20 protein-coding genes and 1 tRNA gene are annotated in these 22509 nt (G+C 69.8%); 2 read left to right on the forward strand and 19 right to left on the reverse strand.

Annotation, left to right across the window (positions count from 1 at the left end):
• Positions 1–104 precede the first annotated feature (104 nt).
• The 3 genes from ACIQM0_RS12555 to ACIQM0_RS12565 all read right to left on the reverse strand — a co-directional run bounded on the left by ACIQM0_RS12555 (position 105) and on the right by ACIQM0_RS12565 (position 4109).
• Positions 105–308: a cold-shock protein gene (locus ACIQM0_RS12555; protein ID WP_363030564.1), complete on the reverse strand. Its 204-nt coding sequence runs from the start codon at positions 306–308 to the stop codon at positions 105–107.
• A 468-nt stretch (positions 309–776) separates the two neighbouring features.
• A complete protein-coding gene (locus tag ACIQM0_RS12560) occupies positions 777–1115 on the reverse strand; it encodes a MerR family transcriptional regulator (protein WP_401285948.1) in 339 nt (112 codons plus the stop codon).
• A gap of 1002 nt (positions 1116–2117) precedes the next feature.
• Positions 2118–4109, reverse strand: coding sequence for an RICIN domain-containing protein (locus tag ACIQM0_RS12565; RefSeq protein ID WP_401285949.1), 1992 nt, complete (start codon positions 4107–4109; stop codon positions 2118–2120).
• A gap of 103 nt (positions 4110–4212) precedes the next feature.
• Between ACIQM0_RS12565 and ACIQM0_RS12570 the strand changes: the two genes are divergently transcribed.
• A complete protein-coding gene (locus ACIQM0_RS12570) occupies positions 4213–4512 on the forward strand; it encodes a hypothetical protein (RefSeq protein ID WP_401285950.1) in 300 nt (99 codons plus the stop codon).
• Positions 4513–4570: 58 nt separating this feature from the next.
• Here the strand turns inward: ACIQM0_RS12570 and glpK are convergent, their stop codons facing one another.
• From glpK to infC, 14 genes are all read right to left on the reverse strand, one after another.
• Positions 4571–6088, reverse strand: a complete 1518-nt coding sequence (glpK, locus tag ACIQM0_RS12575; RefSeq protein WP_401285951.1) for a glycerol kinase GlpK — start codon at positions 6086–6088, stop codon at positions 4571–4573.
• A 184-nt stretch (positions 6089–6272) separates the two neighbouring features.
• Positions 6273–7175: an MIP/aquaporin family protein gene (locus tag ACIQM0_RS12580; RefSeq protein ID WP_401285952.1), complete on the reverse strand. Its 903-nt coding sequence runs from the start codon at positions 7173–7175 to the stop codon at positions 6273–6275.
• A 216-nt stretch (positions 7176–7391) separates the two neighbouring features.
• Complete coding sequence (locus ACIQM0_RS12585) at positions 7392–7958, reverse strand: YrhB domain-containing protein (RefSeq protein ID WP_401285953.1); 567 nt, start codon at positions 7956–7958, stop codon at positions 7392–7394.
• Between the two features lie 119 nt (positions 7959–8077).
• A tRNA-Gln gene (locus tag ACIQM0_RS12590) sits at positions 8078–8153 on the reverse strand.
• A 67-nt stretch (positions 8154–8220) separates the two neighbouring features.
• Positions 8221–9594, reverse strand: a complete 1374-nt coding sequence (locus tag ACIQM0_RS12595) for a hypothetical protein (RefSeq protein WP_401285954.1) — start codon at positions 9592–9594, stop codon at positions 8221–8223.
• Between the two features lie 515 nt (positions 9595–10109).
• On the reverse strand, positions 10110–10640 hold the full coding sequence (locus ACIQM0_RS12600; RefSeq protein WP_363030555.1) for an NUDIX domain-containing protein: 531 nt from the start codon (positions 10638–10640) through the stop codon (positions 10110–10112).
• Between the two features lie 51 nt (positions 10641–10691).
• Entirely contained in the window at positions 10692–12032 is a 1341-nt protein-coding gene (locus ACIQM0_RS12605; protein ID WP_401285955.1) for a transcriptional regulator, read from the reverse strand.
• 446 nt (positions 12033–12478) lie between these two features.
• Positions 12479–14989 carry a phenylalanine--tRNA ligase subunit beta gene (gene pheT, locus ACIQM0_RS12610; protein WP_401285956.1) on the reverse strand — a complete coding sequence of 837 codons (2511 nt, stop codon included), beginning with the start codon at positions 14987–14989 and terminating at the stop codon, positions 12479–12481.
• The gene (pheS, locus tag ACIQM0_RS12615) at positions 14989–16116 is read right to left on the reverse strand and encodes a phenylalanine--tRNA ligase subunit alpha (RefSeq protein WP_329617269.1); all 1128 of its coding nucleotides are present in this window, start codon (positions 16114–16116) and stop codon (positions 14989–14991) included. The genes pheT and pheS overlap by 1 nt, the downstream gene beginning before the upstream one ends.
• A gap of 192 nt (positions 16117–16308) precedes the next feature.
• A complete protein-coding gene (locus tag ACIQM0_RS12620) occupies positions 16309–17460 on the reverse strand; it encodes an ATP-binding protein (RefSeq protein ID WP_401285957.1) in 1152 nt (383 codons plus the stop codon).
• A gap of 122 nt (positions 17461–17582) precedes the next feature.
• Positions 17583–18425, reverse strand: coding sequence for a TrmH family RNA methyltransferase (locus ACIQM0_RS12625; protein WP_385345288.1), 843 nt, complete (start codon positions 18423–18425; stop codon positions 17583–17585).
• Positions 18426–18565: 140 nt separating this feature from the next.
• A complete protein-coding gene (gene rplT, locus ACIQM0_RS12630; RefSeq protein ID WP_362966114.1) occupies positions 18566–18949 on the reverse strand; it encodes a 50S ribosomal protein L20 in 384 nt (127 codons plus the stop codon).
• A 108-nt stretch (positions 18950–19057) separates the two neighbouring features.
• Positions 19058–19252, reverse strand: coding sequence for a 50S ribosomal protein L35 (gene rpmI / locus ACIQM0_RS12635; protein ID WP_362966116.1), 195 nt, complete (start codon positions 19250–19252; stop codon positions 19058–19060).
• A gap of 120 nt (positions 19253–19372) precedes the next feature.
• Positions 19373–20089, reverse strand: coding sequence for a translation initiation factor IF-3 (gene infC / locus ACIQM0_RS12640; RefSeq protein WP_401285958.1), 717 nt, complete (start codon positions 20087–20089; stop codon positions 19373–19375).
• Between the two features lie 366 nt (positions 20090–20455).
• Here infC and ACIQM0_RS12645 point away from each other — a divergent pair, with 366 nt between their 5' ends.
• Positions 20456–20818 carry a DUF1844 domain-containing protein gene (locus ACIQM0_RS12645; protein WP_145762510.1) on the forward strand — a complete coding sequence of 121 codons (363 nt, stop codon included), beginning with the start codon at positions 20456–20458 and terminating at the stop codon, positions 20816–20818.
• Between the two features lie 69 nt (positions 20819–20887).
• Here ACIQM0_RS12645 and ACIQM0_RS12650 read toward each other — a convergent pair whose 3' ends face one another.
• Entirely contained in the window at positions 20888–21595 is a 708-nt protein-coding gene (locus ACIQM0_RS12650) for an MIP family channel protein (protein ID WP_401285959.1), read from the reverse strand.
• An 83-nt stretch (positions 21596–21678) separates the two neighbouring features.
• Entirely contained in the window at positions 21679–22455 is a 777-nt protein-coding gene (locus ACIQM0_RS12655; protein ID WP_401285960.1) for an SseB family protein, read from the reverse strand.
• Positions 22456–22509: the final 54 nt, after the last annotated feature.

Here is a 22509-nt window from a genome sequence, read left to right on the forward strand (position 1 = left end):
GTGGGTGAGGTTCCGCCACAGGTGGCACCACTCCGGGGGAATGCCCGTTGCTGGGGCCCGCACCCCGAAGGATGCGGGCCCCAGCAAAGAAGTGCGCGTCAGCGTCAGGCGGGAACGATGTTCTCGGCCGTCGGGCCCTTCTGGCCCGGTGCGATGTCGAAGGTGACTTTCTGGCCTTCGGCCAGCTCGCGGAAACCCTGGGCGGCGATGTTCGAGAAGTGGGCGAACACGTCAGCACCGCCACCGTCCTGCTCGATGAAGCCAAAACCCTTGGCCGCGTTGAACCACTTCACAGTGCCTGATGCCATGTCATATCTCCTTGGGGGGGCAGGTACGTCGGGATCCGCAATGTACGGATACCGCGTCGCCGCGATGATGCCCCGCCCGGAGAGAAACCGGAAATACAATGAAACTTCCACTTGGTCGAAAACACCCATACAGAAGCCTGAAGTCTTGGGAACCACAACTGCAACCGAGAACGACAGTAGCATGCCGTAATGGGCCGCGTACGGTGAACAATTCCACCCTCTTCACTGCGGTAAAAACACTCCCGGCGCGGCGCATTGAACCCTCACGCCGTGGCAATAGATATCGGTCCGCCCCGAGCACAGCGTTGCAGTAAGGATGCTCACCCTTCACAGCGCGGGGATGCCGACCGCTCGGATACAGGTCGGCCCACCAGCGCGTCCCATGACAACCGCAGGGGAAACGGTCCTTGAGCGCACTTCCGGCAGGCGCGTTCGGCACCTGCCGGTTTCCCCCAGGACGCGCAGGGTTCAGGCCGAGGCCGGCGTGCTGGGCGGCTCGGTGTCCCGGTGGTGTTCGGCGTTGATGCGCTGGGCTTCCTCGAGCTGGTCCTCAAGGATGACGATGCGGCAGGCGGCCTCGATCGGGGTACCGCCGTCGACGAGCTCGCGGGCGCGGGCGGCGACGCGGAGCTGGTAGCGGGAGTAGCGGCGGTGGCCGCCCGCGGAGCGCAGGGGCGTGATGAGGCGGGCTTCACCGATGGCGCGGAGGAACCCTTGTGTGGTGTTGAGCATCTCGGCTGCCCGGCCCATGGTGCAGGCGGGGTAGTCGTCGTCGTCGAGACGGCCGAACGAGTCGTCTGCTGTCATCTGTACCTTCCTGTGGAACACGCGCTGGAGGGGCCCTGGTGCCATTGGCACCAGGGCCCCGAAGGAACTGCTACACCATCAGCCGGCCTTGATCGGCTACGCCGGCTCTGTGTTTCCGCATACCTGCCGGGAAGAGGTCCGGTGGTTGCGGGGATCGCGGTTGCTTGACCGGAGACCACCTCACTATCGATGTCCTGCGGTACCCGGGCCCAACACTTCCGCCCGGGCGATCCTGATGGCGCTCAACTCCTCCGTTCTTTCCCTCTGGACAAACTGCTTCCGTACTCGTGGCCGCCTCTCACAGCGCCACTTCGGCAGCCAGCCCCGTCACCCGTCCTGCATCTGCTCTGGCTTGGAACCCCACTGCCGAACTTCCCGGTACGCGCGCCGCAGCCTGACGCCATTTACCGAGGGACCACTGGTACTGCGGACTGCTCGCTTCCTGCGTTTCTGCTCACGGCAGCCCCTGACAACTGCGGGCCACCCGGTCCGGTCGCCAGCCCCGTCGCCATCCTGCAAGAACCCTGGCTTCGGAACTCCGCCACCGCACCGACCTGCGGACTGCAACTGCTGACTACTGCTGCCTGGCAGTTCATCTCTGCCGGGCCCCGCTGTCTTTCTTGGTTACGAGAGAAACCATAACCACCCTGCACCTCAATGTCTACCTCAGTCAGCACAGATTTTCAGATGCTGGCCAGGAAGACTGTCTACCTGGGTCATGAGCGGAGCACCGGGCGGCACATCCCAGCGCCTGCCTGGGCCGCGGCGGGCATCAAGCCGGCGTCCGATGCCTGGGATGCGGTCTCGGACTCCTCCTGCGACCACGATGGCTGCTGGCCCATCGACGAGGAGGGCTGTGCAGACGGCCTCGCCCGCCTCAACCGCGACATCGAGCGCCTTGACGGGCGGCCCTGGCCGAGGGACTGGGCCGGGCGGCAGCGACATGAACGGGGCCGGGCGCCCTTTCGGCACCCGGCCCCGCCCCTGTGTACCGCGGTCCGGTCAGGACAGCTTGGTGAAGGCCCAGGTCTGGACCGCGGTGGTGGAGGGCGCCTGCTGGGTGAGCAGCGCCCCGTTCGTGGTGGAGGCCGCGGTGAGGAGCAGTCCGCTGGACTTGCTCGTCAGCTTGTAGCCTCCGGTAGTGGAAGTGGCGGTCCAACGCTGGTTCGCGTCGCCGCTGCACGCCCACTGGTCGATGGCGGCCCCGGCCGCCTTCGAGTTCTGGTACACCTCGGCGCACAGGCCGCTCTTCACGCTCTTCAGGGTGTACGTCCCGTCGGCGTTGGCCGTGACGTTCCACTTCTGGTTGTCGCCGCCGTTCCAGGCCCAGCCGACCAGTTGGGTGCCCTGGGTCGTGGAGTGCGCCGGTACGTCGATCGCCTGGTCACCGGCTGAGATCCGGTTGATCCCGGCTGTCGGTACCGTCGGCTTCACGCAGGTGGTGGACGACTGGTGGGCGCCGCGATCGGGTACGCAGCCGGCGGCGACCGCGCCGCCGAAGTAGTCACGTACGCCCGCGTTCGCCACGACCGCGCCGTTGGCCAGGGCGGAGGAACCCGCCTGGAGCCGGTAGCCGTCGGCGTCCGTGCGTGAGGTGGCCGTGCCGGGGGCCGTCAGCTTCGGGTCGGTCGTCACCTTGTTGGGGTCGGCCGGCTCGCCGGCCGGGTGGGTGCCGTAGAAGACGTTCGCGTTGTAACCGAGACTCGCGGCGTTGACGTAGCTCGCCCCGTCCGTCGCCACGTGGAAGATGTTGTTGGTGAACGTGGCGTTCTCGGCTGCCGAGCCGTTCGAGTTGCTGATGACCTCGACCGGCTTGGACAGGTAGAAGGTGTTGTTGTAGATCTGCGTGTTGGTCGTCTTGGCGCAGACCATGTCGAAGAGCTGGCCGCCGTCGTTCTGGCTGATGTTGTACCGGACGATGTTGTCGGCGGTCGTCGACCCGGAGCCGTTGCACAGGAGGATGAAGCCACCCTCGTTGTCATGGCTGTAGTTGTACTGGTAGATGGTGCGGATGTTGCCCTCGTCGAGGTCGAGTCCCTGCCCGTCGCAGGTACTCTTGCCGCCGCTCACCTCGTTGAACTGGTACAGCGTGTCCTCGGTGTTCCACCCCCAGAGGCCGGCCGCGCAGTGCGCGGGCTCGCGCTCACGGAAGCCGTCGACCTTGTTGTACTCGACGAGCGCGCCCTCGGTGTGGTGCGGGACGATCGCGTCGCCGCCGATGTCGGTGACGGTGTTCCCTCGGATGACGACGCGTGTCTGCGGGGTCCACGCTCCGCACGTCGTACCGCAGTTGGCGTTGGCGAGCTCGGGGCGCTGCATCCACCGGGTCCAGAAGTGGATTCCGTAACGGTCCACGGCCCGCACCGTGTTGCCGGACAGGACGACGTCGTCGAACTTCGTGGGCGTCGTGTACCCCAGGACCTCGAAGAAGATTCCGGCGCTGGCGTCGTCGTCCTTCTTGGTCTGGTTCCCGTTGACGTCGTGGACGTCGAGACCCGTGAGCCGGTAGTAGGTGCCGGTGCCCGAGTCGGTCCTGGTGACGTGGACACCGCGCCGGGTCGCCGCGGCCGCACCCTTGTTGGAGATGTCCAGGTTACGGATCTCCCAGTACTGCTGGTCCGCGAGCCGGACGACGTCGGTGACCTGCCCGGCGCCGACGAGCGCGGGCTTGGCGCCCGTGCCGTACGCGTCGACCACGATCGGCGCTTCGGCGGCGCCCGAGCCCTTGGGGAAGAGCGTCTGACCGGTACAGGTCGAGCCACGCTTGAGGAGGATCGAGTCACCCGGCTGGAAGGTGTGGGAGTTCACCGGGGCCAGGGTGTTCCAGGGCGCGGTCTGGGTTCCGTTACCCGCGGCGGTGGCTCCGCAGTCGACGTAGAAGGACTGCGAGGCGGCCGGCGAGGCGGCCAGTGCCGCGGGGGTGGAGGCTGCGGCCAGAAGGGATGCCAGTGGTAGCGACAGGGCTGAGAGAAGCAGGGTTCGTCTTCCGGTCATGGAACAACTCCACTTTTCGAAAACGGACAGCAGACGTCTGATGCCCGCTCACATTAGGGAGCCGTACGGTCAGTGGTCAAGACCTGTCCATGTCAATCGAGGGGTGGGTGTACCTCTTCAGGTTCTTGCCGTCGCCCGAGGTCTGCTCGTCCCGGGACCGCTCGATCACACGAGCGTCGCCGCCCTCGCGCCACCCTGGTCGGCGGCGGGGACCGGTACCTGTGGCCCCGGACCCACGACCTGCAGCATCCCGTTGCGCGAACCGACCCCGGTGTACACGCACGTGCTGTTGTCCCGGACCGGGGACCAGCACCCCGTGCTGACCGCGCTACGCGACCGTCTGCGCACCTCAGGGCCGCGCACCCCGGACGACGTGTGGGTGCCGGACTGGATGGACCGCTGACCAAGACGCCAGAGTCAACAGACACGTCCTGACCGGAGAGCTCGTTCTGCCCGGACGTTCACGTCACCTTCACCCAGTCGAGGGTGCGCTCCACGGCCCGCTTCCACCCGTCGTATCCCTCCTCGCGCTGTTCCTCACTCCACCGCGGGCTCCACCGCTTCGACTCCTGCCAGTGGGAACGCAGTTCGTCGGTGTCACGCCAGAAGCCGGTGGCGAGTCCCGCCGCGTAGGCGGCGCCCAGCGCGGTGGTCTCCGCGACCACCGGTCGGCTGACCGGCACGCCCAGCACATCCGCCTGGATCTGCATGCACAGGTCGTTGGCGGTCACCCCGCCGTCGACCTTGAGTACCTCCAGGTGCACGCCGGAGTCCTTCTCCATCGCGTCGACCACGTCGCGGCTCTGGTAGCAGATGGCCTCCAGCGTGGCCCGCGCCACGTGGGCGTTCGTGTTGTAACGGGCCAGGCCCACGATCGCGCCGCGGGCGTCGGAGCGCCAGTACGGTGCGAACAGCCCGGAGAAGGCCGGAACGAAGTACATCCCGCCGTTGTCGTCGACCGAACGCGCCAGCTGCTCGCTCTCCGCGGCATTGGTGATGATCTTCAGCTGGTCACGCAGCCACTGCACGGCCGCGCCGGTGACCGCGATGGACCCCTCCAGCGCGTAGACCGCCGGGCTGCCGGCGAACTGGTACGCCACCGTGGTGAGCAGCCCGTGCTGTGAACGCACCAGCTCCGTACCGGTGTTGAGTACCAGGAAGTTGCCGGTGCCGTAGGTGTTCTTGGCCTCACCGGGGGCGAAGCAGACCTGCCCGACGGTCGCCGCCTGCTGGTCGCCGAGCACACCGGTGATGGGGACGGCGGCGCCCAGCGGCCGTGAGCTGCGCGTCCGGCCGTAGGCCTCCGGGTCGGACGAGGGGTGAATGCTCGGCAGCATGGCGCGCGGGATGTCGAAGATGCCCAGCAGCTCGTCGTCCCAGTCCAACGTCTCCAGGTTCATCAGCATGGTGCGGCTGGCGTTGGTGACGTCGGTGGCGTGTACGCCGCCGTTGGGCCCGCCGGTGAGGTTCCACAGCACCCAGGCGTCCGTGTTGCCGAACAGTGCGTGACCCGCCTCGGCGGCCTGACGCAGTCCGTCGACGTTCTCCAGCAGCCACTTGATCTTGCCGCCGGAGAAATAGGTGGCCGGCGGCAGCCCGGCCTTGCGCCGGATGACCTCGCCGTGTCCGTCGCGTTCCAGGGCCGAGGCGATGGTGTCGGTCCGGGTGTCCTGCCAGACGATGGCGTTGTAGTACGGGCGGCCGGTGCGCGGATCCCAGACCACCGTCGTCTCACGCTGGTTCGTGATGCCGATCGCCCTGAGGTCCGATGCGGAGAGACCGCCGTCCCTGAGGGCGTTCTGGATCACCGTGTTGGTGCGCTCCCAGATCTCCACCGGGTCGTGCTCGACCCACCCCGGCCGCGGCAGGACCTGAGCGTGTTCGAGCTGGTGCCGGGCCACCTCGTTGCCTGCGTGGTCGAAGATCATGAAGCGTGTGCTGGTGGTCCCCTGGTCCACCGCGCCGACGAACTCGGGCATCGCTGCCGCCTCTTCTCCTGGTCGTGGGATTTGCGCGCCTGCCGACGCGTTCGTGATGTTCCCGAGGCGACGCGGTCCGGGTCGGGCGATGCTGCCGCCGCACCCTACCTTCGGGCGAAGGATGGTACGGCCGCCTGCGGTGTACGGCCATCCGGGGCAAGGAGCGTCGGTCGCGGGACCCCGCTCACACCTGCGGGTGAGGATCCTCCGGCGCCTGGCCCTCCTCGACCGGTTCGGCGCCGCGGGCCTTGAGCACCGGAGTGATCAGCAGCTCGTAGATCCCGGTACCGACGAGTCCGCCGATGAGCGGCCCGACGATGGGGATCCACCAATAGTTGCTGAACCACTGGAACTTCCCGGGAAAGGCGATGCTCCCCCACCCTTCGAAGAAGGTGAGCAGGCGGGGTCCCAGATCGCGGGCCGGGTTGATCGCGTACCCGGCGTTCGTCCCGAAGCACAAGCCGATCGCGACGACCACGAGCCCGATGAGGAACGGCCCTAGGTTGGAGATCGGCGCCGTGTTGCGCTTGTCGACGAGCGCGCAGATCAGCAACAGCAGGAGCCCGGTCCCGACGATCTGGTCGAGCAGCGGCCCCCACCACGAATCCCCGAAGTACTTGGCGGGGAAGGTGGCGAAAATGGAGTAGGTGTCGAGCGACTGGCTCCGCCCGCCACCCGCCTTCTTGATGAACGCGTCGATCGCCCAGCGGTAGGTGGCGTAGACCAGCGCGGCCGCGGTGAAGGCGCCGAGGACCTGCGCGAACCAGTAGGGGATGACCTTCCGCCAGGGGAAGGACCGCCGGGCGGCGAAGCCGAGCGTCACCGCCGGATTGAGATGGGCGCCGCTGATGCCTCCGGCGACGTACACACCGAACACGACGGCCAGACCCCAGCCCCACGAGATGATGAGCCAGTTCGGAGCCCCGAAGGGAACAACCTGACGACCCGAACCCGACAGCCCTACGACGGCGACAGCCACCGATCCGAGGCCGAACATGATCAGCACAAAAGTGCCGAGGAACTCGGCGAGCATTTCACCGCCCAGGCCCTCCCGGTAACCGCGTCGACGCACAACCAGTTCAGCCATCGGCTCTCCTTGGTGGATGAAAATGACCCCCCACCCCTACTCGAAACGTAGGCAGACGGAAGCTCGCCGGAGTAAGCCTTGCGACCCGTCACGGACTTTCCCCCCGGACGGAGTAACGCCGAGCGGCGCACCGGCAGCGCCGTCGTGGCACCGAAGTCACCGCTCGGGTCGCCGTCAACTGGCGGGCGTCGCGAGCCTTCATCACCCGGGCCCAGATCAGTCGGCGCTCCGCGTGGCCCCACGGATGGTCGTAGCAGTCAGCACCGGATCGACAGGAGGCACCAGCTCCTTCGTGGCGACCCTCGCAAGGCGATCCGGAACGGTGCCGTCCTTCAAGGCGCCCACGTACTCGATGACCTCGGCAAGAGACAGCACCGGCAGTCGCTGACGCAGGGTGTGCATGGCATGGATCCGCCCACGAGCAGCTGCCACACCACGAACCTCATCGTGTAGATCATCCACCGCTGTCCGCACGACCTGGCCTCGGATGCGGGCCCTGTAGTCATCCTGCCACCCATCGGTTACCGCCGAGACGACGCCGATCTGGTGCAGGCTTCCGTCGAGTCGATCTACCAGGTACGGCCCGTTTCCGACAAGCGCGAAGTCCGGATTCCGGGTGCGCAGGTGCTCCTCGGACGTCCAGGAGACGATCCACACCAGCGCGTGCTCTTCCACTTCCGCGACGGCCATGCGCATCGGGTCCGGGCACACCGAGCGGTCCGTCTCGTAGCCGCGTTCGAGCTGTTCTTCAACGATCTGGACTGCGGTTTCTCGATCGATCACGTGTGCAGCATCGCGCACGGCCTCGCACCGGACCAGCGGATTTCACACGTCAGTCATGCCTTCCGCCGCACCGGCCAAGCGAAACGAGAACGGCCTGACGAAAGCCATGGCAAGTGAAGTGGCGACGAGGGCAGGATTCGAACCTACGTCCACCCGGGATCAGAGCCGGGCGCTCCTCCGCAGAGCTTCCTCGTCGCCACGTCGATCATTGCTGGGGCTGCCGTTTTGGGCAACCGTTTTCCCCAAGCCCCTCGACAAGCGGTCACAGCCACTCCCCCGCCGCCGCACGCTTGCCGTTGCCGGAGAACACTCCTGCCGACCGCAGGGCACTGGCCATGAGAGGGTCCGCAACGGCGACACCGTGTACAAGTTCCGGCGTCCGGTGGAAGGCGACAGCCTCAACCGGCGGTCGGGGGGCGGTCCAGGCACCGGCGACGGGATCCCTCCCATGTCGGGCGCAGACTGCGTCGACCAACGAACGTGGGCATTCCTTCTCACCCCGGAGCACTTCCCAGGGCAACGGCAGCTCTGCCCAGATGTAGGTGTCAGGGTGCAGCCCGCCGCCGCTCATGCGGTGCCAATACGCCACATCGGCAGCCATCAGGCGGGGAACCTTACCCGGGCATACCCGGTCCAGGATCTCCTCCTGGCCCAGTGCGGACAGCATCGCGAACCAGTGCGCTCGGGCGGTATTCCACGCCTGCGCGGCCTGGTTCCACGTCGATGAGTCGTCGCCGCGGCGCACGATCATCGTTTCGCGCTCCAGCGGGTGCCGATCCCAGGCGTCCTCCAACAGGTCCGCGACCTGGCGCAGGAAACCGTTCCATCGGACCAGCAGTTGGGTGAGGTTCTCGTCGGACACGGCGACCAGCACCTCCGATGTGGGGTGCACATGCGCGACCGCGGACCAGCAGGTCTGCTCGGGCCGCGCACGCAAGCGCTGGAACAGCGCCTCGGCGACCTCGTCGTAGACCTGGCGCTGGCGGCCGTTCGTGAAGACGCTACGCATGTAGGCCCGCGCCGTGACGTACGCGATGAAGGCCGCCGTGTCCGGGTCCCCGGCGAAGAGACCGTACGGCAGAACGTGCGCGAGTGCGCCCTTGCCCGTCATCGTCACCTCGCGGCGGCGTTGCTCGTGCATCAGCCGCGCCAGTTTGGCCTCCATGCGGCGCAGGAGACGGAAGCGCTTGTTGTACTGGCGCTTGGAGATCTCGCCGAGGCCGGCAGCCGTTCGCTCACCCCGGTTGAGACGGTCCGCGCCGAAGTCGTTCTGGCCGTACACGCGGCCTATGGACTCGCCTGCACACCGGATCACTGCCTCAATCCGGTCCGGATCGTCCCCGGCGCTGTCCGGAAGCTCCGGCACATCCGTGAACAGGCCTGCCGCACGGGCGAGCTGGCGCTGTGCGCCAACCGGGCGGGCGAAGTCCTCTCGCATGGAGGTGTAGCCGTGCCAAAGGTTGCGCAGCGAGTGTTCGGCGGCTTTGCCGAGTGCCGCCTCGGTGACCTCGTCGAGTTCGGTGCCCTGTGCCGCATGGAGATCCTGGATGAGCCGGGCCACATCCTCCGGACGCCTGCGCAGTGTGAGCGAGGCGTGCAGTTCCCGGAGGAGTTCTTCGACGGTGGGCGACAGCATGAGCCTCACCTTGTCATTTCTCGGTCACGTGCCCAACTGGATATCCGTGGGCCGCAGTCACGAGTCATCCCGCAGCAGTACTGGCGGGATTGGGGCCGGACGCCGGGCTGCGACAGATCGACTCGCTGTTCGGCATCAGGGAATACGACAGCTGCAGAACAAGCGCCCTTCGCCAGTAGCCAAGGGCCGCAAGACCCGTGATGTTCCCCTTACGCCGGACCTTGCCCGCCGCGTTCGGCTCCACTTCCAGCGCCTTCCACCGGTCGAGTGCACCCTGCCGTGGCGGAACCCCGAGAAGCCGACGACCGAGCTGGAGGAGCGCCCACGCAAGCCGGTCACCGTGCGGCTTGCGCTGAGCACCTCACACGGGCTTCGGATCAACCCCCGGACGCGGAACGAGCGCAGCTGGAAGCCCGCGCTCGTAGCCGCAGGGGCACTGTGCCAGGCCGGCGAGTCCATCCGTGTCCACGGGTGCGAGGGGCCGGCCACGGCCCCTCGCACCCTTACGGGCCGGTTCAGCCCAGCCGTAAGTGGTGCAGCATCATGAGCCCGGCCGCCATGCCCGCGGCCGGCACCTCGCCGCGGGCGATCATGTCGGGCACCAGCTTGAGCGGTATCCACTCGCGGCGCGAGGACTCGAAGGCGTCGCAGGGGTCACCGGTCCAGTCGGCCCGCTCGCCCCAGTAGAAGTGGTGCCGGGCGTCGGTGAGTCCGTTCGACGGTTCCACCGTCAGCAGCGGGCGCAGTGCTCCGGGGCGCCAGCCGGTCTCCTCCTCCATCTCCCGGGCTGCCGCCTCGGCGATGCTCTCGCCGTCCTCGACCACGCCCGCGGCGAGTTCCCAGCCCCAGCTGTCGGTGATGAACCGGTGCCGCCAGAGCAGCAGGACCTCGTTCGCCTCGTTGACGACGGTGGCCGCGGCGACCGGGCGGAGCCGGATGACGTAGTGGTCGAGGTGGTCACCGTCGGGAAGGACGACATCCGCCAGATTGACCCGGAACCAGCGATTCTCGTACACAGTTTGTTCGTTCAAGTTCGTCCACTGCACAGTTCTGCCACCTTCTGACTAGTAGGTGGCCATATCGCAGCAGACCTGCGCTCACAGCGGTACGCGCAGTGATCCGTCGATGAGCTCCGCGGCCCGTTCCGCGTCGGCGCTGCCGCTCGCGACCAGCCGCTCCCGCACCGACCTCAGCCGGTCGCGCAGCCGCTGCGACTCCATCCCCCTGGCCCGTTCGGCCATCTCGGCGGCCGTGACCGCCGCCCGGTCGGCCTCGCCCTGCCGCAGCTCGATCGTGGTCAGCATGGCCAGGCGGTGGACCCGGCCCCGGTCGTGCGCGGGCGTGCGCACCGCGGCCGCCGCGTGCTCCCTGGCCGAGGGGAGGTCCCCGAGTCCGAGCAGCGCCTCCGCCACCTGGACGTTGACCAGGCCCGGCTGGACGTACCCCGTCTCGTCCGGCTCCTGGCCCGGCCGGATGCGCTCGGCCTCCGACTCGGCGCGCCGGATGGACTTCAGGGCGCTGCTCCCGTCGCCGAGATGGGCATACGCCTTGGCCTGCATCGCGTGCAGATCCGCCGCGAGCGCGGGGGTGATGTCGCGTCCGGCGGCCCGCAGCGCCGCCTCTGCGAACGCGACGGACTGCCGGTAGTCGGCCAGGAACAGCGACTGGTTGACCAGCAGCGCGATCACATAGCCGCCGAGCCCCCGGTCCCCGCTCGCCTTGGCCAGGCGCAGCGCCTGGTGGAAGTAGCGCTGGGCGAGCCCGTGCGCGTCGGAGTCGTAGGCGCAGATGCCCGCCACGGCGACCAGCCCGCCCGTCGCACGGTGCAGTTGGCGCCCCATCGCGTAGCTGTAGCCGCCGCGCAGCAGCGGAGCGGTCTCGGCGTTGAGGAAGCCGACGATGCGCGAACGCGTCGCGATCCCGCCCGCCTTGCGGTACATCAGTTCGTAGTGGGCGCGGGCGGCGCGCAGTGTCGCTATGTCGGCCGTGCTGACCCGGGTCGGACCGGCGCGGGACACGTCCGCGTCCTCCGGCGGGTTCTCCCACTCCCACACGGGCATCACCGCGGTGGTCCCGGTGACGGCCGGGGCGGCGACGACGTGCGGGCGCTGCTGTTCGTCGGAGCGCCACAACGCGGTGGCCCGTTCCACGAACCCGGTGAGCGAGCAGCCCTGCGCGGGCGGGCGGCCGCCGTGGCCCGCCATGCCGATGTCGTCGAGCGAGACGGCCCTGCGCAGGCGGTTGCCGAGCACTTCGCAGATCAGGTCGGGTACCTGGCCGCGCGGCCGCTGGCCCTTCAGCCAGCGGGCGACGGCGGTGTGCTCGTAGCGCAGGCACAGCCCCCGGCCGCGGCCGGCCTGGTTGACGTGCGCGGCGAGCCCGGCCCGGGAGACACCCGCCTCGTCGATCAGAGCCTCTAGCAGAGTGTTGGGCTCCATTGCCCCCATTGCCCCCTCCGGTGGGTCGGCACGCCAGGACGTGTGGCCCCAGTGGAGCACGATTCACACGGGGTGTGAACGGAATGCCCGAACCGTCCCGCTGCGCACTCTGTTGCGCCGGTCGGCGACTCGCTTGACTGAGTCCCTCGCAAGAGGCGGCCGGGTCGTCTGCTCCCCCTCGTACAGCACGACGACCCGCACGCGCGCCGTCCGCTCTGCCGACCTGCCCGACGCTCCGCGGCAGCGCGGACGGCGCCGGATCGCACGACCCACTGCCCACGGATCGGAGGGTGGCTGCGGGGTCGGCCGGGCACCGGGTTCCCCCGGACCCGGTGCGGGCCCGCGTGCGGTCTCCGCCTCCGGGCGAGCACACAGGAGGGGCGTATCCGGTGGCCGGATACGCCCCTCCTCACCGTGCGTGGAACCGCGTGCGACCGCGTGCGGCGTTACGCGCCGCGCAGCGCCGCACCCGTGCGCTCGGCGGCCAGTGCCACCGCGGCGTCCCGGGCGGCGGTGGCCTCCTCGACGGTCAGCGTGCGGTCCGTGGCACGGAACCGCAGCGCGTACGCCAGGGACTTGTGGTCCCCGCCGATCTGCTCACCCGTGAAGACGTCGAACAGCCGCAGCGATTCGAGGAGTTCGCCCGCGCCCTCGCGGAGCGCCTGCTCCACCTCCGCGGCCGGCACGTCCTGCCCGACGACCAGCGCGACGTCCTGGGTCGCCACCGGGAAGGTGGAGATCCGGGGTGCCTGGAGGGCGCCGTCGACGGCCTGCTCCAGGACGTCGAGTTCGACCTCCATGGCGCAGGTGCGCTCGGGCAGGTGGAGCTCCTTGATGACCCGCGGGTGCAGCTCACCGGCGTGCCCGAACAGGGTCTCCTCGCCGTCGACCGTGACGTACAGCGCGGCGCAGCGGCCGGGGTGCCACGGGGCGTACCGGCCGGCGCGGACCGTGAGCTCGACACCGGCCTCCCGGGCGATGGTGCGGGCGGCCTCGACGGAGTCCGCCCAGTCGGCCGGGCGGCCCTTGCCCCACCAGCCGGCCTGCTCGCGGGCGCCCGCGAGGACGACGGCGGCGTGGCGCGGCTGGCGCGGCAGCGCGGCGTCGAGCGCGGCGATCTCCTCGTCGGAGGGACGCCGGTCGACGGGCAGCCGGACGGGCTTGGTCTCCTCCCCTGTGGGCCGGAAGACGAGACCGGTCTCGAAGAGCGCGAGGTCGTGGCTGCCGCGGCCGTCGTTGCGCCGCAGTGCGCCGAGGAGGCCCGGCAGCAGCGTGGTGCGCAGCGACGGCTCCTCGTCGGAGAGCGGGTTGACGAGGCGGACCGTACGGCGGCGGTCGTCGTCGGCGTCCAGGCCCAGCTGGTCCAGGACCGCCTCGCCGGTGAACGGGTAGTTCAGCGCCTCGACGTAGCCGGCGGCGGCGAGCGCCCGGCCGATCCTGCGGTGCAGCCGCTGGCGGTCGGTGAGGCCGCGGCCGGACGGCGGCGTCGGGAGCGTGGACGGGAGGTTCTCGTAACCCTCCAGCCGGATGACCTCTTCCGCCAGGTCGTTCGGCTCGCCCAGGTCGGGCCGCCAGGACGGTGCCGTGACGAGCAGCTCGTCCTGTCCGTAGACGTCGCAGCCGACCTCCTGGAGGCGGCGTACGACGGTCTCGCGGCCGTAGGCGACACCGGCCACCTTGTCGGGGTGGTCGGCCGCCATCGTGATGGTGCGCGGTCCGGACGGGGCGGTCACCTCGGTGACGCCCGCCTCCGCGGTGCCACCGGCGAGCAGCACCAGCAGGTCGACGGTGCGCTGCGCGGCAGCGGCCGCGGCCTCGGGGTCGACGCCGCGCTCGAAGCGCTTGGACGCCTCGGAGGACAGCTTGTGGCGGCGCGCGGTGCGGGCGATCGAGATCGCGTCGAAGTGCGCGGCCTCGATGACGACCTCGGTGGTGCGGGTGCCTTCCGCGGCGTCCGCGATCTCCGTGTTGGCCCCGCCCATGACGCCCGCCAGGCCGATCGGCCCGCGGTTGTCGGTGATGACGAGGTCGGCCGTGTCCAGGACGCGGACGGTGCCGTCGAGGGTGGTGAGCTTCTCGCCCTGGTGGGCGCGGCGCACCCCGATCGGACCGTCGACGCGGGTCCGGTCGTAGGCGTGCAGCGGCTGGCCGAGTTCGAGCATCACGTAGTTGGTGACGTCGACCGCGAGCGAGATCGGCCGCATCCCGGCCTTCTGGAGCCGGCGCTGCATCCAGATCGGGGAGCGGGTCTCGGGCTGCAGGCCGACCACGGTGCGCGCGGTGAAGCGGGAGCAGCCGACCGGGTCCGCGACCTCGACCGGGTAGCCGTACGCGTTGGGCGCGGGCACGTCGAGGAGGGCCGGGTCGCGCAGCGGCAGGCCGTAGGCGATGGCGGTCTCACGGGCGACGCCGCGCATCGAGAGGCAGTAGCCGCGGTCGGGCGTGACGGCGATGTCGAGGACCTCGTCGACGAGCTGGAGCAGCTCGATCGCGTCGGTGCCGACCTCGTGCTCCGGCGGCAGCACGATGATGCCGTGGGTGCCGTCGTCGCCCATGCCGAGCTCGTCGGTGGAGCAGATCATGCCGTGCGAGGTCTTGCCGTACGTCTTGCGCGCGGCGATCGCGAAGTCACCGGGCAGCACGGCGCCGGGCAGGACCACGACGACCTTGTCGCCGACGGCGAAGTTACGGGCTCCGCAGACGATCTCCTGCGGCTCGCCGGTGCCGTTGGCGGTGCCGACGTCCACCGTGCAGAAGCGGATGGGCTTCTTGAAGCCCTCCAGCTCCTCGATGGTCAGCACCTTTCCGACGACCAGCGGGCCCTTGAGGCCGGCGCCGATCTGCTCGACCGTCTCGACCTCCAGGCCGACGGCGACGAGCTTGGCCTGTACTTCACGGCCGGTCTCGGTGGCAGGCAGGTCGACGTACTCCCGCAGCCAGGAAAGCGGGACGCGCATCAGATCTCCATCCCGAAGGGCCGGGTGAACCGGACGTCACCCTCGACCATGTCTCGCATGTCTTCTACGTTGTGGCGGAACATGAGCATCCGCTCGATGCCGAACCCGAAGGCGAATCCGCTGTACTTCTGGGGGTCGACGCCGCAGGCGATGAGCACCTTGGGGTTGACCATGCCGCAGCCGCCGAGCTCGATCCAGCCCTCGCTGCCGCAGGTGCGGCAGGGGCGGTCGGGGTTGCCGACGGACTCACCGCGGCAGACGTAGCAGACCATGTCCATCTCGGCGGACGGCTCGGTGAACGGGAAGAAGTTCGGCCGCAGCCGGGTCTTCATGTCCGGGCCGAAGAGCGCCTGGACCATGTGGTCGAGGGTGCCCTTCAGATCGGCCATGGTGAGGCCCTCGTCGACGGCGAGCAGCTCGATCTGGTGGAAGACCGGGGTGTGCGTCGCGTCCAGCTCGTCGGTCCGGTAGACCCGGCCGGGGCAGACGACGTAGACGGGGGGCTCGCGGTCGAGCAGCGTGCGGGCCTGGACCGGTGAGGTGTGGGTGCGCAGGACGACACCGGACTCGTCGTTCTTCGCGCCGTCGGCGCCCTCGACGAAGAAGGTGTCCTGCATCTGCCGGGCCGGGTGGTCGGGCACGAAGTTCAGGGCGTCGAAGTTGAACCACTCGGCCTCGGCCTCGGGGCCCTCGGCGACCTCGTAGCCCATGGCCACGAAGACGTCGGCGACGCGCTCCATGATCGTCGTCAGCGGGTGGCGGGCGCCGGCCGGGGTGCGGTCGTAGGGCAGTGTGACGTCCACCGCCTCCTCGACCAGGACCCGGGCGTCCCGCTCGGCCTCCAGCTCCGCCTGGCGGGCGGCGAGCGCCCTGCCCACGGCGGCGCGGGCCTGGCCCACGCGCTTGCCCGCCTCGGCCTTGGCCTGCGGCGGCAGTGCGCCGATCTCGCGGTTGGCGAGCGACAGGGGCGAGGTACCACCGGTGTGCGCGGTCTTCGCCTGGGCGAGCGCGTCGAGGTCGCCCGCGGCAGCGAAGGCGGCGAACGCCTCGTCCCGGATGCGCTCGATCTCTTCCGGTTTCAGTGCCTCGACCTCGACTGGGTCGTACGACTTGTTCGGTGCCGACATCTCTTCCCGTACTTCCGATTGGCGGGTACTGCGCTGACGACCTGGTGCGCGATGGAGAGCGGATCAGGCCGTTACCGGGGTATACCCCGGACCTCCGTGGCCCCGCTCGACGCCCGGAGGACACAAAGGTGCCAAGGGTCGAGTCTAAGGGTCGCGGGATGTGTGGGCCGCCCGTGGTCCGCCCCGGCCCCTCTACTTCATGTAGGCCGGCGTGCTCACGGGCAGGATAAATCGGAACTCGGCGCCGCCGCCGGGGCCGCGGCCGACCGTGATCGTGCCGCCGTGCGCCTCGACGATGCCCTTCACGATGTAGAGGCCCAGGCCCGTGCCACCGCGTTTGCTCCCCCGCCAGAAGCGGGTGAAGACGCGGCCCATCGACTCCTCGGGAATGCCGGTGCCTTCGTCGCTCACGGTGACCGCCGTTCCCTTCTCGTCGCTCTTGGCCGGTGCGGGTGCCACCTCGATGGTGACGGTTCCCTCGCCGTGGCGCACCGCGTTTTCCAGCAGGTTGCCGAGTACCTGGTCGACCTTGTCCGGGTCGGCCCAGACGGCGGGCAGTGGCTGGCAGGTGCGGACGAGGAAGCGGTCCGGCTCCTGGCCGTTCGCGGTGAGTGCCTGGATGTGGCGCTCCACCGCGGCCGAGAGGTCGACGGGCTGGCGGCGCAGCTCCAGGCGCCCCGAGTCGATCCGGGAGATGTCGAGCAGTTCGGTGATGAGCCGGGTGACCCGGTTGGCGTCGGCGTAGACGGTCTCCAGCATCAGCCGCTTCTGGTCGTCCGTGAACCGCTCCCACTTGGCGAGCAGCGTGGCGGTGAAGCCCTTGACGGAGGTCAGCGGCGAGCGCAGCTCGTGGGCGACGGTGGCGATGAGTTCGGCGTGGCTGCGCTCGGTGCGGCGGCGGGCCTCGGTGCCGCGCAGGCTGATCACCAGCCGGCGGACGGGCCCGGTCGGGCTCTCCCGTACGTAGCGTGCGGAGACGAGGACCTCGCGGCCGCCGGGCAGCAGGAGATTCCGTTCGGGCTGGCCGACCCGGGTGGCCAGGCCGCCGTAGGGGTCGGTCAGCTCCCACCAGCGGCGGCCCTTGAGGTCCTCCAGCGGCAGCGCGTGCTCCAGCGGGCGGCCGAGTGCGGCGGCCCTGGGCATGGCGGTGATCCGTGCGGCGGCGGCGTTGAAGCAGATGACCCGGCCGGTCTCGTCCGCGACGACGAGACCGTCGGGAAGGTCGTCGGGGTCCAGCGGCCGGTCACCGGGTCCGATGTCCGGGACGGACACCCCGTCCGGGTCCGCGGCGGCGCGCACACCGGCCGCGTGTGTCGCCTGCGGTCCGCTCATGCCGACAGCCATATTCCCGTACCCCACCTCTCGAACCGGTGCAGTGGGCCCCCGAGTTCGTCACCCTACTAGGCGTCGGTGACGGAGCGACACCCTGCGGGACGCTCCGCCGGGGAGCGGCCGTCCGGGGCGGGTCAGCCGGCGCTGCGGCGCGGGCGCTGGGCGCGCGCGGAGGCGTACAGGCAGACGGCGGCGGCGGTGGCGAGGTTGAGGCTCTCCGCCTTGCCGTGGATCGGCACCCGCACGACGGCGTCGGCCAGGGCCCGGGTCTCCTCCGGCAGGCCCCAGGCCTCGTTGCCGAAGACCCAGGCGGTGGGGCCGCCCATGGTGCCCGCGTCGAGTTCGTCGTCGAGGTCGTCCTCGCCCGCGCCGTCAGCGGCGAGGATCCGTACCCCCGCGTCCCGCAGCCCCCGCACGGCCTGTTCGACCGGCACCCCGACGGCGACCGGCAGGTGGAAGAGCGAACCGACGGACGCGCGCACGGACTTGGGGTTGTAGAGGTCCACGGAGGCGTCGGTGAGGACGACGGCGTCGGCGCCCGCCGCGTCGGCGCAGCGCAGCACCGTACCGGCGTTACCGGGGTCGCGGACGTTCGCCAGGACGGCGACCAGGGCGGGGCGCGCGGCGAGGATCGACTCGAAGGGCGAGTCGAGGAAGCGGCAGACGCCGATCAGCCCCTGCGGGGTCACGGTCTGCGACACGTCGGCGAGCACCTCGCTGTCGGCGAGGTGGACCCGGGCGCCCGCCGCGAGGGCGGCGTCGATGATGGACTCGTACCGCTCGGCGGCCTCGACGGTGGCGAAGAGCTCGACGAGGGTCGCCTCGCCGTCGCTGCCGCGGTGCTCCGCGGCCTCGCGCACGGCCTGTGGCCCCTCGGCGATGAACCTGCGCTCCTTGCCGCGGAAGTTGCGCCTGGCCAGCCGTCGGGCGGCGGCGACCCGTGGCGATCGCGGGGAGATCAGTTCGGGGGTGCCCATGGTCGGCGGCGAGCCTCTCTGCGGTACGAAGGTCCGGTCGTGCGGCGCACCTGACGAGGGTGCGGGTGGTGCAACGCACCGGACCCGCAGACGGCGAGCGCCTGCGGGTCCGGCTCAATACCAGGAAGTGCGGCCCTGGGTCAGGCGGCCTTCGGGGCGTTGACGTCGCTCGGGAGGGCCTTCTGGGCAACCTCGACGAGAGCGGCGAACGCGTTGGCGTCGTTGACCGCCAGCTCGGCCAGGATCTTGCGGTCCACCTCGATGTTGGCGGCGTTCAGACCCTGGATGAGGCGGTTGTACGTCATGCCGTTCTGGCGGGCAGCGGCGTTGATGCGCTGGATCCACAGCCGACGGAAGTCGCCCTTGCGCTTCTTGCGGTCGTTGTAGTTGTAGACCAGGGAGTGGGTGACCTGCTCCTTGGCCTTGCGGTACAGGCGCGAGCGCTGACCGCGGTAGCCCTTGGCGGCCTCGAGGGTCGCCCGGCGCTTCTTGTGGGCGTTTACTGCCCGCTTGACGCGTGCCACTTGTTAACTCCTTGTAGCGGGGCCGTGGTCGTACTCACACGGCCCGGAAACGAATTGGTCCCGGTCGGATCGAGGGCGCGCTCCCGGCTTTCGCCGGGGGCGACGGCCTCACTTGCCGAGAAGCTTCTTGATCTTCTTGGCGTCGGCCGGAGCCACGACGACCGTGCCGGACAGCGAGCGGGTCTTCTTGGACGACTTGTGCTCGAGAAGGTGGCGCTTGCCGGCCCTCTCGCGGAGCACCTTGCCGGAGCCGGTGATCTTGAAGCGCTTGCTGGCACCGCTGTGCGTCTTGTTCTTCGGCATCGCGCCGTTCTCTCCTCGTCAGTGGCGCCCCTCCCGGTGCGGGCACCGGGCCACAGGGGCGTCAGATCTTGGTGGGATTCCGGGGGGACCCGGGGGCGCCTGGATGGCGGCCCCAGGAGGTCACGCCTCGGAGGGTGTCTCGGCCGGAGCCTCGGAGGACGCTTCGGCCGGAGCCTCTGCAACCTCGTCCTCGTCCGCAGCCTCGGCGTCCGGGGTGTACCCCTGACGCTCCGCCTTGCGGGCGGCCTGGGCCTCGCGGGCCTCGGCCATGGCTTCGGTCTTCTTCTTGTGCGGGCCAAGAACCATGATCATGTTCCGGCCGTCCTGCTTCGGGTTGGACTCGATGAAGCCGAGTTCCTCCACGTCCGAAGCGAGACGCTGGAGCAGTCGGAAGCCCAGCTCCGGGCGGGACTGCTCACGACCACGGAACATGATCGTGATCTTGACCTTGTCGCCCTGCTTGAGGAACCGGACGACGTGACCCTTCTTGGTGTCATAGTCGTGCGGGTCGATCTTCGGCCGGAGCTTCATCTCCTTGATGACCGTGTGCGCCTGGTTCTTGCGCGCCTCACGGGCCTTCATGGCCGACTCGTACTTGAACTTCCCGTAGTCCATGAGCTTGCACACGGGCGGACGGGCGGTAGCCGCCACCTCGACCAGGTCGAGGTCGTACTCCTGTGCAAGTTCCAGGGCCTTGGCAAGCGGGACAATCCCGACCTGCTCGCCACTGGGACCGACAAGTCGCACCTCGGGTACGCGAATCCGGTCGTTGATGCGGGGCTCGGCGCTGATGGATCCTCCTCGGTAGCACCACGCGGCCGCCTGGCGGACAGCCACGTAACGTCTGTTTCGACAGACCAACCGTGCAGAGGCCAGAAAAAATGCCCCGGACGGGACACAGGCGGGGCTCCTGGAAAAACCGGAACACCGCCGCGTTCAACCGCGGGGCGCATCGGGCGGCTCCATCGTCCGTACGGAACGATGGGCGCCACCTGACCGGTGACCCGCCGTCCAGGGGACGGTCAGGTGGGAGATCGGAGCCTCCACTTGTGGGCCGGGCACATAGATGCCCAGCCGGTCGTTACACAAGGTTAGCAGCTCCCCCGGGGTGGTGCGACCTCGCGTGCGAGGCCGTGACTCCTGAGGTCAGGGGTGCGGCTCCCGGGGAGGAGGGCACCGGGGCGTGGGCCTATCGTATGGGGCATGAGCGACACGACCCCCACCACTGATTCCCCCGGCTTCGACGAAATGGCCCGCGACATCGCGGAGGTGCCGGCGGTCGAGGTGATCGTGACGGTCGCGGTCAACCTGATGAGCGCCGCCGCCGTCAAACTCGGGCTGACCGAGGACGGCGACGAGCACAAGGACCTCGACGAGGCCCGCAAGCTGGTCCACGCGCTCGCCGGCCTGCTCGACGCGAGCACCACCGAGATCAGCTCCTTCCACGCGGCTCCGCTGCGCGACGGCCTGAAGTCGCTCCAGCTGGCGTTCCGCGAGGCCTCCCTCGTACCGGACGAGCCCGGCCAGGGCCCCGGCGAGAAGTACACCGGCCCGGTCTTCGGCTGAGCCGCACCCCTTCCACAACGGTGAGCCCCCGCCCTGACGGCGGGGGCTCACCGCGTCCGGGACCGCGGCTCAGACCTCCGCGAGCTGCTCGCCCCGCCCGGGGACGGGGTGGGTCACCCGGTGGGCGAGCGCCGCGATCACTCCGCCGATGAGCGGCGCCACCAGGAACAGCCAGAGCTGGGAGAGCGCCGCACCGCCCGCGAACAGCGCCGGGCCCAGGCTCCGCGCCGGGTTGACCGAGGTGCCGGTGAGCGGGATGCCGACCAGGTGGATCACCGTGAGCGCGAGCCCGATGGGGAGCCCGTCGAAACCGATGACGGCGACCTTGTGGGTCACCGCGAGCACGACGAAGACCAGGAGGAAGGTGAGCACCACCTCGGCGAGGAAGGCGCCGCCGAGGTTGATGTGCACCTCGGAGCGGTCCCCGTAGCCATTACTGCCGAACTTGCCGCTCGTCTTCAGTCCGGGCACCTGCTTGGCCAGCAGGAACAGCAGCGCGGCGCCGGCGATGCCGCCCAGGAGCTGCGCGATCCAGTACGTCACCGCGGTGCGCACGTCGATCCGCCGGGCCGTCAGCATTCCCAGGGTGACCGCCGGATTGAGGTGGCAGCCGGAGATCGGGCCGAGCGCGTAGGCGAGGGCGAGGAGCACGAATCCGAAGGCCAGCGCGATGCCGACCGTCCCGATGTACTGGACACCGAGCACCGCCGACCCGACGGCGAAGAAGACCAGCAGAAGCGTGCCCAGGAACTCCGACGCTGCCATGCGTGTCTGCATACGACCACCTCGCGAAGATCATCCGGTTTCTCCGCAATTCTCCGACGCCGCGCACTGTCGCGCGCGTCGGGCCGGTCTGGTGATCAGCGGGTGAACAGGGCGTCACCCGGTGCGTTCGCGTCGGCGGGGAGCAGCGCGAGGTCGAGCCCGCGTACCAGCCGGGCCCGCAGCACCTCGCTGGCCGCCAGCGACCGCGCGACCCTTCCCGCCGCCTGGGCCGGGTCGGCGTCCGCCGCCAGTACCAGGGCGAGGGTGCCGTCGGCGCGGCCCGGACCGAGGTGGGCGCGGAGCACCGCGGGTTCCGCGGCGACGGCGTCCCGTACCGCAGAGGTGACGGCGGGATCGTCCAGCGGGTCGGCGCTGGTACGGCCCTCCGCGAGGGCCAGCAGGGCGGAGCCGGTCACCTCGAAGGCCACCGGACCCGCGAGGTCGAGGACCACCGTGTCCGCCTTCTCGTGCACGGCGGCCTGAAGTGCCTGGTGCAGGGGTACGGCGACGGGGCGGGCCTGCGGGTCCCAGCGGGCCAGCGAGGCGGTGGAGGTGAAGGCGGGCAGGGCGCGGCGGTCGCCGGCCTGGAGGGTGGGGACGGCCATGTCGCTCGTCTTCTCCCGGCGCAGCCCGCCCACCGGGCTCCCGCCACCGCCCTTGCCGGACGCCGGGCGGCTCACCTCGACGTCCTCCTCCACCTCGCCGAGGACGGCCACCACGGGGACCAGCAGCCGGGCCCCCCTGAGCGCCGCGAGCACCGGGCCGACGGCCTCGCGGTTCTCGGCCCAGGCGGCCAGGGCCGCGGTCAGGGCGGGGTCGGCCGTGCCGTCGTCGTCGGAGTATCCGGGGTCCGGAATGTTCTTCTGCGCCACAGGGCGAGGGTAGTACCTGGTCATTCTCATCCGGCCGACAGGTCTGTCTCAGCT

It is taken from the genome of Streptomyces sp. NPDC091387 (assembly GCF_044756945.1).
Taxonomy (GTDB): Bacteria; Actinomycetota; Actinomycetes; order Streptomycetales; family Streptomycetaceae; genus Streptomyces.